Below are 8779 nucleotides of genomic sequence, written 5' to 3'. Positions count from 1 at the left end.
AGCCGCGCCATCTGCGGCAACCACCGCTGCTTCTGCTGCTCCGAGCCGAGCATCGCGATCGACCGCATGGCCAGCCGGGCCTGCACGCCGACGAACGTGCCGAGGCTGCCATCGCCGCGGCTGAGCTCCATGTGCACCAGGCCCGCCGAGAGCGGATCCATCGAGGGACGGCCGTACCCCTCGATGCCGTCACCGACGATGCCCAAGTCGCCCAGCTTGTTCACCAGCGGCCAGGGGTACTCGGCTCGCTCCCAGTAGTCGTTTATCACTGGAAGCACCTCCTGGTCGACGAACTCGCGGGTACGGGTGAGGTAGGCCAACTGCAGCGGGGTGAGCTGGTCGCGAAGGAAGAAGTAGTCGGTGCCCAACGCATCTCCGATGCCTACGGTCAGGTCCATCGTGTCTCCTCGTCTGCCCGGGCCGGCGCCCGGATACCGGCCCCCTTGCCCGCTAGCGGACACGTACGTGCCCGGGGCCGCCAGCGGCTCAGGTCCGCCGCCCCCGAGCTCGCTCGGCCGCAACTTCTCCTCCCCGCTGCGCTTTGTCAGCCACGCCACGTAGTCAGTCCACCAGGTCCCCTGGTGCGTGGCCGCGGTCCGGAGCCACTCCTGCGGGTCGGAGGGATTGCTGTCGTTGACCTGGTACTTGGCCTTCTTGTTGCCGGGGGGTTGACGATGGCCGCGATGTGGCCGCTGGTCGACAGCGCGAAGGGGCTCGTTCAGCAGCCAGGCGAACACCTCCGCGAGCACGCTGCCGTTGAGGTAGCCGCGTCGTGCGGATCGGGCGGTGGCGGCCTTGGCGGTGCGCCAGTCGGTCAGCGCGGCAGGCGCGCCGGCGCGCGACTGGTCCGGGGCGACCGCGAGGCCTAGTCCGGCGATGCTGCCCTGCCTACCTGTCGCGGTGAGCTACCTATCGACGCCCGAACCGTGTTCGTGGTTGAGAACGAAATCACCTACCCCTACCTTCGGTGAGCAAGCCGGTGACCTGCACCGGGCCACCTCGTGGACGGGGGTCTCCCGTGGTTGGAAGAAGGAACCTCGCCGAGGCCCTCGGCGGCTGGAGCGTGCGGCACCGCAAGAGCGCCGTGCTCGGCTGGCTGCTGCTCGTGGTCACGGCGGCCGCGCTCGGCGGGGTCGCCGGGCAGCGCACGCTCACCACAGCAGAGACGGAGACGGGCGACACGGGCCGGGCCGCGCGGATACTCGTCGACGCCGGCGTCGAGCACCCGGCCGGCGAGATGGTGCTCATGCACAGCGAACGCTGACCGCCGACGCGGCCGGGTTCCGCACCGCCGTCGGCACCCTGGTCACCGGGCTCCGGGACACCGGCCAGGTGACCGGGGTCCGCGACCCGTACGCCACCGGGATGGTCTCCGCCGACCGGCACGACGTGCTCGTCCGGTTCGACATGGTCGGGAGCGCCCGTACCGCGGGCAGCCGCGTGCAGCCCGTGCTGGCCGCGGTGGCCAGGACCGGGGAGGCACATCCCGAGGTCAGCCTCGACGAGTTCGGCGAAGCGACCGCGCAGCGGGCCTTCGAGGAGCTGGTCGGGCGCGACTTCCGGCGGGCCGAGTGGACCGCGGCGCCGCTGGCGCTCGGCATCCTGCTGGTCGCGTTCGGCGCGCTGCTCGCGGCGGTGCTTCCGGTGCTGCTGGCGATGACCGCGTTCACCGCGGCGTTCGGCCTGATGAAGCTGGTCAGCCACCTCGTCCACATCGACGTCAGCGCTAGCTCGGTCATGCTGCTGATGGGGCTCGCAGTCGGCGTCGACTACTGTCTGTTCTACCTGCGCCGGGAGCGCGAGGAGCGGGCGGCCGGGCGGGACCAGGAAACGGCCCTGCGGGTGGCGGCGGCTACGTCCGGGCGTTCCGTGCTGGTCTCGGGCCTGACCGTGGTGGCGGCCATGGCCGGCATACTGCTTTCCGGCCTGCTTCTGTTCGACGGGATCGGGTTGGCCATGATCACGGTCGTGGTGATCGTCATGATCGGTTCTGTGACCGTGCTGCCCGCCCTGCTCTCGATGCTCGGCGACCGGGTGGAACTCGGCCGGATCCCGCTCCTGCACGGTGCCCGCCGCCGGGCTCGGCAACGGGCTGGCGGACGGTTCGGCCGGCTGGACGGTGCCTCGACCGGTACGCCGGCCGATGGGTCGACCGGTGCGCGGGCCGGCGGCGGGCGGCTGTGGCGGGCCGTGCTGGCCCGGGTGCTCGCCCGGCCAGGTGCATTCGCGACCCTCTCGGTCCTGATCCTGCTCGCGCTAGCCGCGCCCGCGCTCGGCATGCGGACCGAGAAGCTCAGCGTCGACCAGCAGCTCTCCCCCGACTCCGCGCTGGTACAGAGCTACCACCGGATCTCGGCCGCGTTCCCCGGCCGGCCGGCGCTGGCGCTGACCGTGGTCAGGGCGCGCGACATCGACGCGGCACCGGTGCGGCAGGCGATCGCGTCCTTCGGCCGGGCCGCGCAGGCGACCGGAGAGCTCTCCGGCGCGGTCAGCGTCGACGTGCACCGGGCGGCGAACGTGGCGGAGATCCAGGTACCGCTCGCCGGCGACGGCAGCGGAGCCGTGTCCCGGCACGCGCTGCACACCCTGCGCGAACAGGTGGTGCCCTCGGTCTTCGGGAAGGTGCCGGGCGTCGAAGCGGTGGTCGGCGGCGAACTGGCCTCCTCGCTCGACTTCAACGGCCAACTGCGCCGCAGCATCGTGCCGGTGTTCCTGTTCGTCACCGTCCTCGCGTTCCTGCTGATGCTGATCTCGTTCCGCTCCGTCGTGGTGGCGTCCACCTCGATCGCGCTGAACCTGCTGTCCGTGGGTGCCGCCTACGGGGTGATGGTCGGGCTGTTCCAGCACGGCTGGGGCGCGAGCGTGTTCGGTATCCACCTGCCGGGGCGATCGAGTCCTGGACACCGCTGTTCGTCTTCGTCATCCTGTTCGGCCTCTCGATGGACTACCACGTCTTCGTGGTATCCAGGATCCGCGAGGCGTGCAACCGCGGCATGCCGACCAGGGCCGCCGTGCTGCACGGCATCTCCAGCAGCGCCGGCGTCGTCACCAGCGCCGCCGTGATCATGGTCGCGGTGTTCTCCATCTTCGGCTCGCTGTCGATGCAGGACCTCAAGCAGTTCGGCCTCGGGCTCGCCGTCGCGGTGCTGCTCGACGCCACCCTGGTCCGCGCGGTCCTGCTGCCCTCGGTCATGGCGCTGCTCGGCGAGCGCAACTGGTACCTGCCCAGGACGCTGTCCTGGCTGCCGCGGATCTCCCACGGCACGACCGGCGCCGGCACCGACGGCACCGGCGCCACCAGCGGGATGGGCGGGACTGTCACGCCGGTTGGCGTCGGTGGATCACCACGACGCGGCGTGATGACAAGGGGGATCTGATGAAGGCGATCGTTCAGGAGCGGTTCGGCCCGCCGGATGTCCTCCGCTTGGCGGACATCGACGTGCCCGAGGCCGGGGCCGACGACGTGCTGATTCGCGTGCACGCCGCCGCGCTCAACCCGTACGACTGGCACATGCTGCGAGGCGATCCGCTTATCGCGCGGCTCATGGGAATGGGCCTGACCAGGCCGAAGGCCCGAGTGGCCGGGATCGACGCAGCGGGACGGGTGGAGGCGGTCGGCGCCAACGTGCGCGGGCTGCGGCCCGGCGACGAGGTGCTCGGCTTCTGCCCGGGCGCGTTCGCCGAGTACGCGCGCGCCGAGGCGGACAAGGTGGTGCACAAGCCGGCGAGCCTGACCTTCGAGCAGGCGGCGGCGGTCCCGATGGCGGCGCTGACCGCCCTACAGGCGATCCGGGACGTGGGTAAGGTGGAGGCCGGGCACCGGGTGCTGGTCAACGGGGCCGCCGGCGGCGTCGGCACGTACGCCGTCCAGATCGCGACGGCGCTGGGCGCGGAGGTCACCGGGGTGTGCAGCACCCGCAACGTCGAGCTGGTCCGCTCGATCGGCGCCGCCCACGTCATCGACTACACGACGGAGGACTTCACCGACGGACGCGCACACTACGACGTGATCCTCGACAACGTGGGCAACCGGCCGCTGAACCGGCTGCGTCGGGCCCTGACCCCGACGGGGACCCTCGTGCTCAACGGCGGCGGCTCACCCGGCCGCATGGTCGGGGCGGTGGGCTCCTTCCTTCGGGCGGTCGTGGTCAACGGTTTCGTCCGACAGCGGCTCCGACCCTTCCTGGCCAAGCAGAAGCGGGACGACCTGCTCACCCTCACCGGGCTCATCGAGGACGGGAAGCTCAAACCGGTCCTCGACCGCACCTACCCCCTGGCCGACACGGTCGAAGGCGTGCGCCGCGTGGAGCAGGGGCACACCCGCGGCAAGGTCGTCCTCACCGTGGCATGAGCCGGCCGGCACGCCCGGGACCTGCGGCGTCCTCGCACCTTCGCTGCAACGGGGACACCGAGCCAGCATTCGACCCGGCGGAGACCGCCGACGGCCGATGCCACACACCGGCGCCGGCCAAAGCTACGCGCGCGACCCCATGGCCACGATCGGCCAACCCCCGGCGCGGCGAAACATCGATCAACCGAAGCGAGGGACAGAACCCGGAACGACAGTCAGCCCTCCTCGGCCGATAGAGTGAGGAGCGTCGCGAGCTCGGTGCTGTCCGGTGGCATGCCTGTCACGTCGGACACCACAACGGCAGGCCTTCTCCCGGGGTCCGCTGCCCGTTGCGCGACGTGGCACCGGGGCACCTCGATGGCGAGTTCTGCAACACGTCTCCGTGGGTGTCGTGCTTGTCAAGGCTGCTTTTCAGAAGCTCGACCGGCGTCGACCCGCCAAGTTGCGCAACACCTGTTGCGCGACCGCGAATTGTTGATCACGCCACACCTGCGCCTTCCAGCGAGACGTCCGTTTCACGCGGCGGACCCCGAGAGAAATCGCCCCCACCGTGGCGTCAACCTTGAGGTCCCGGTCCCAATAGCCGACCTCGCCCCCGTCGCAGAGCAAGCCGCCCGGTCACGTCGAACGCGTCAACATTCTGGGCGGCCTGGTCCACGAGTACCGGCGAGCGGCCTGACCCAACGTTCCGACCTCCACATTTGGATATGCTTGCGCGCCCGCTTGGAAGACGCGACGTGCGGACGGCGGCACGTGGCCCCGAGCCCAGCACATAGACCAGCTAGCCAGGGATTGGCAGCAGTTTCAGTGGGAGCCCCCGCCAAGCACCACACCCAAGGCCAGCGGTATCGCCCCTGCCACAGCCCCTGACCGTGACGTTGAACCCCACACGGGTGTCCGATTCCTGCAAGACGCCAGACTCACCTCGGCCTAGCGTGATGGCCATGCCCATCGACCTAACTGGCGCCGAACGCTTCGTGCTGGAAACTGCCCGACTTCTCGACCGACATCGCCTCGCCGTCCTACTCCACGATGCGCCGGTCACACCCGTCCTCGACGCACTGCGGGCCTACCGCAACCCCGACGGCGGTTTCGGCCACGCACTCGAGCCCGATGTGCGTGATCCTGCCAGCCAACCGGCCGCGACGCTGCACGCGCTGGAGGTGCTCGCCGAGGTGGGTGCGCTGGACGATCCGATGGTGACCGATGCTGCTGCCTGGTCGGCGGAGACCGCGCGCCCTGACGGAGCATTACCGTTCGTCCTGCCCAGCGCGGCCGGCTATCCACACGCCCCGTGGATGACGCCCAACGAGGACGGCTCGTTCCTCACGTTCGCGATCGCGGGACTGCTATGGACGGCCGGCTCGGACGAACCATGGCTCGAAGCGGCCACCGCGTGGTGCTGGTCCCGGCTCGAGCGGCCGGAGGAGCTCAGCGCCTACTGGGTGAAGTTTGCGCTCGACTTCCTCGACCGAGTGCCGGATGATGACCGTGCCCTCGCGGCCATCGAAGGGCTCCGCTCGAAGATCGGCGCGGACGGAACGATCGCCGTCCAGGGGGGCACCGAGAATGAGCGCCTCACACCGCTGACGCTGTCCGATCGCCCCGGCAAACGGAGCCGGATCCTGTTCAGTGACGAGCAGATCGAGGCCGACCTCGACCAGTTGGAGCAGAGACAACGTGAGGACGGCGGCTGGATGTTCGACTGGCAGGACTGGTCCCCGGGACAGCTGGTGGAGTGGCGCGGTGGAGTGACGCTGCGCGCGCTGGGAACCCTCGCCGCCCACGGACGCGTTGACCTGCCCCACCGAGGCTAGCCGTGGGGCCGGCTGGTCGCCCAGCTGGCCGCCAATTCGGCTCGTGCCAGTGTTGGCCACCTGGCCACGGCAGGTGCTGACGCCGACCGCGGCGCGCCGGTCGAGGAGCTGGCCCTTCACCTGGCCGAGCTCGCCCATGCGTCGACGCCGGCCGAGCCGCTACGTCGAGCCCGATGGGTCTGTTGCATTCAGCGGGTCCAACCTGATCAGGCAGACTCATCCCCCGTGCCAGCTCGCCGCCACATGGTCGTGCCCGGTCCGCCTGGGTCAGCCTTCTTCGGGTTCCGGTTCCCGCCCGACGTGATCGTCCTGGCGGTGCGGTGGTACCTGCGCTTCGGCCTGTCCCACCGGGACGTCGAGGAGCTGCTCGCCGAACGCGGGGTCGAGGTCGACCATGTCACGGTCTATCGCTGGGTGCAGCGGTTCGCGCCCCTGCTGGCCGAGGCGGCCCGGCCGTGCCGTCACTCGGTCGGCGACCGTTGGACTGCGGGTCGCGGTCGCCTTCGACCAACTCGCCGCCGTGGCCTGAGGGGGCGGGTCCAGCTGGAAGCGCCGGCTCTGCGCGCCCTCAGAGCGGATAATGCAACAGAGTCGACGTACGCCTTCGACGAGCAGCGTCACGCCCTTGTCGCGACCTGGTCCGCCGGTGTCGGCCACCGCGGTGCCGACGTCGCGGTGCTCGGCGGCGCCGACGGACGGCGGCAGGCCGACCAGCTGTGCGAGGCGCTGACCCGGTTGTTGCTGGCACTGTGGGACACCTATGTACGCCCGGCCAGTGCGGTCGACGCCGACGAGCAGGAGCAGTGGCGCCGACAGCAGGAACGCGACGCGTTCGCCGAGGTGCTGACGTCGATCAAGTGGCCGGAGCTGCCCGACGCCCAAGGCGCGCTCGCCTCCTACAACCCGGTTGTCGAGTCCGCGCACTCGGTCGGGTGCTGCACGCGATCGGCGAACCGGCGCTGGCCGACGCCGTCCTGACCGAGGCGAGCGTGGAACTCGCAGCGGTCTGCCAGACCCGCGTCACCGCTGCTCAGCCCGGGTTGTTGTACAGCCGGAGGCCCTTTCCATGCGGGAAAGGACCTTCCGGGCTTGCGGGTGGCGGCGGCGACGTCAGTCCGGGACGGCCACTGGCCGACGCGACGGGGAGAACAACAGGACCAGCGAGGCCAGAGTCGCCAGGACATAGGCACCGGCGAAGAGCTTGACCCAGGCGGGCACGGTGTCGATGAAGAATGCTGGTATGGCGGTGAGCGCGACAAGGATCATCAGCACGGCGGCGACTCGGACCAGGGGGCGTCGGCCGGTTCTCCAGGCCAAAGCGAGCAGGGCCATGATGAGCGCGCCGGCGACCACGCCGAACGCCAGGATTTCGACCGGCGGGCCGGTGGGCGCGCCGGACTCGGTGTCGCCACCGGGGACGAAGGCACCCGGGATGTTGGTGAAGCCGACGATGAGACCGAGGATGTAGCCAGCCTTCTGCCGGCCGGAGATCTTCAGGGTCCCGACCGGCGCTACCGGGCAGGCCGCGTCCTCAGGCCGGCAGAGGTGGCGGAGGCACCGGTCAGCCTGCTGCGTCGAGTCACAGTTCCCCACCTGCAACAGCTCGTCGACCGGGTGCAGGAGTCAGCGAACCTGGTGGTGCTCGCCGGCGCCGAGGTGCGCTTCATCGCCACGGTCGAATGCGAGCAGATCCTCCGGGTGGGCGACCGGGTCGGCCGGTCACAGCTGGCGCACCTGGCCTCCGGCGGCAAGCGATCCTCGCCGCGATGCCGGCGGACGAGGTGGCAGCGCTGTACGACGGGGCGGACGATGTTGACCTTGCCCGGTTGCGCCGCGAGCTCGGGCTCGTGCGCAAGCGCGGATTCGCGATCAACGACCAGCTCACCGAGACCGGGCTGACCGCGCTCGGCATGGTGGTGCGGGACCCTTCCCGCGCTCCCACCGCCGCGATCTCGATCGGGATGCCGAAGGCGCGCTTCACCCGGCGGATGCTGCCCACCTGGATCGGCGCGATGTCCGCAACCGTTGCTCGGATCGAGAACGGCCTCGCCCTCCAGGCGTGACACGGCGTTGCCCATAATGTGGACGAATGCGGACGCGGAAGCGCCACAGGCGGCACAACGGCTCCGCAGTCACCGCGGCTGGGCCGGTGCGCGGGTTATTGCGGAGGCGGAGGTGCCACCGGCGGCACAACGGCTCCGCCATGACGGCAGTTCCGCAGTAAACCGGCTGTTGGGAGCGCTCCCAGAGGGCGGGCCCGGCGCGATTCTCGTCCCCCGAAGGGTTGCTGCCCGCCCGCCGCGCCGCGTTGTGGTGGGCGGGCGAGTGAATGCCTGGTTGCGGTGCCGGAGTGGCTGGTGTGGCCGGATGGCTCTGACCAGTCATCTCCCCGATCAAGCCGGTGATCGTTCGACGATTCGGCACGGCGCAAACTCGGTCGAGGTGAAGGGCGGATGGCAGAACCAAAACGGCGACAGTAAACCCGATCCTCCGCCCAGTTATGGCGGTGCACGACGAACTCGAACTCACGACCGAACAGCGGATGAAACCGATGCGTCACCCGCACACGTCGATACCGATCATCCTCATCCGATGTAGTCGACTGCGGTGT

Annotated in this window: 8 protein-coding genes and 2 pseudogenes; 7 read left to right on the top strand and 3 right to left on the bottom strand. The window is 70.2% G+C overall.

The annotated features are described in order from the left end of the window. A partial coding sequence (locus VGR06_RS38875) for an acyl-CoA dehydrogenase family protein (RefSeq protein WP_327564238.1) occupies positions 1–749 on the bottom strand: 749 nt, incomplete at its 3' end. 269 nt (positions 750–1018) lie between these two features. Here VGR06_RS38875 and VGR06_RS38870 point away from each other — a divergent pair. The 6 genes and pseudogenes from VGR06_RS38870 (at position 1019) to VGR06_RS44205 (ending at position 7146) form a co-directional block, all read left to right on the top strand. Then, positions 1019–1264: a hypothetical protein gene (locus VGR06_RS38870; RefSeq protein WP_327564239.1), complete on the top strand. Its 246-nt coding sequence runs from the start codon at positions 1019–1021 to the stop codon at positions 1262–1264. Further along, positions 1261–2844 (top strand): annotated as a pseudogene (locus VGR06_RS38865) (MMPL family transporter); the annotation flags it as partial. The gene VGR06_RS38870 and the pseudogene VGR06_RS38865, both read left to right, overlap by 4 nt. 95 nt (positions 2845–2939) lie before the next feature. Next, on the top strand, positions 2940–3377 hold the full coding sequence (locus VGR06_RS38860) for an MMPL family transporter (RefSeq protein WP_327564237.1): 438 nt from the start codon (positions 2940–2942) through the stop codon (positions 3375–3377). Next, on the top strand, positions 3377–4351 hold the full coding sequence (locus VGR06_RS38855) for an NAD(P)-dependent alcohol dehydrogenase (RefSeq protein ID WP_327564236.1): 975 nt from the start codon (positions 3377–3379) through the stop codon (positions 4349–4351). Before VGR06_RS38860 ends, VGR06_RS38855 begins: the two co-directional genes overlap by 1 nt. A 938-nt stretch (positions 4352–5289) precedes the next feature. Beyond that, positions 5290–6168, top strand: coding sequence for a hypothetical protein (locus VGR06_RS38850; RefSeq protein ID WP_327564235.1), 879 nt, complete (start codon positions 5290–5292; stop codon positions 6166–6168). A 243-nt stretch (positions 6169–6411) separates the two neighbouring features. Continuing rightward, positions 6412–7146 carry a hypothetical protein gene (locus tag VGR06_RS44205; protein WP_414637419.1) on the top strand — a complete coding sequence of 245 codons (735 nt, stop codon included), beginning with the start codon at positions 6412–6414 and terminating at the stop codon, positions 7144–7146. A gap of 132 nt (positions 7147–7278) precedes the next feature. Here the strand turns inward: VGR06_RS44205 and VGR06_RS38840 are convergent, their stop codons facing one another. Next, entirely contained in the window at positions 7279–7761 is a 483-nt protein-coding gene (locus tag VGR06_RS38840) for a hypothetical protein (protein WP_327564234.1), read from the bottom strand. On the opposite strand from VGR06_RS38840, the pseudogene VGR06_RS44265 reads away from it, so the two are divergent. Beyond that, positions 7714–8231: pseudogene (locus VGR06_RS44265) on the top strand (IclR family transcriptional regulator). The gene VGR06_RS38840 and the pseudogene VGR06_RS44265 sit on opposite strands and share 48 nt — an antisense overlap. 95 nt (positions 8232–8326) lie before the next feature. Here VGR06_RS44265 and VGR06_RS44200 read toward each other — a convergent pair. Further along, the gene (locus VGR06_RS44200; protein WP_414637418.1) at positions 8327–8728 is read right to left on the bottom strand and encodes a DUF5372 family protein; all 402 of its coding nucleotides are present in this window, start codon (positions 8726–8728) and stop codon (positions 8327–8329) included. Positions 8729–8779 lie beyond the last annotated feature (51 nt).

The sequence above is a fragment of the Actinophytocola sp. genome (assembly GCF_036002505.1).
In the GTDB taxonomy this organism is placed as follows: Bacteria; Actinomycetota; Actinomycetes; order Mycobacteriales; family Pseudonocardiaceae; genus DASYTH01.
The sequence above is the reverse complement of the archived record's forward strand: the minus strand, read 5'-3'. Positions and strand labels throughout refer to the sequence as shown.

What these genes read in the sequence shown, in the direction of transcription:
- VGR06_RS38855 (WP_327564236.1), top strand. Translation starts at nt 3,377, where the DNA reads ATGAAGGCGATCGTTCAGGAGCGGTTCGGCCCGCCGGATGTCCTCCGC.
- VGR06_RS38850 (WP_327564235.1), top strand. Translation starts at nt 5,290, where the DNA reads ATGGCCATGCCCATCGACCTAACTGGCGCCGAACGCTTCGTGCTGGAA.
- VGR06_RS44205 (WP_414637419.1), top strand. Translation starts at nt 6,412, where the DNA reads ATGGTCGTGCCCGGTCCGCCTGGGTCAGCCTTCTTCGGGTTCCGGTTC.
- VGR06_RS38860 (WP_327564237.1), top strand. Translation starts at nt 2,940, where the DNA reads ATGGACTACCACGTCTTCGTGGTATCCAGGATCCGCGAGGCGTGCAAC.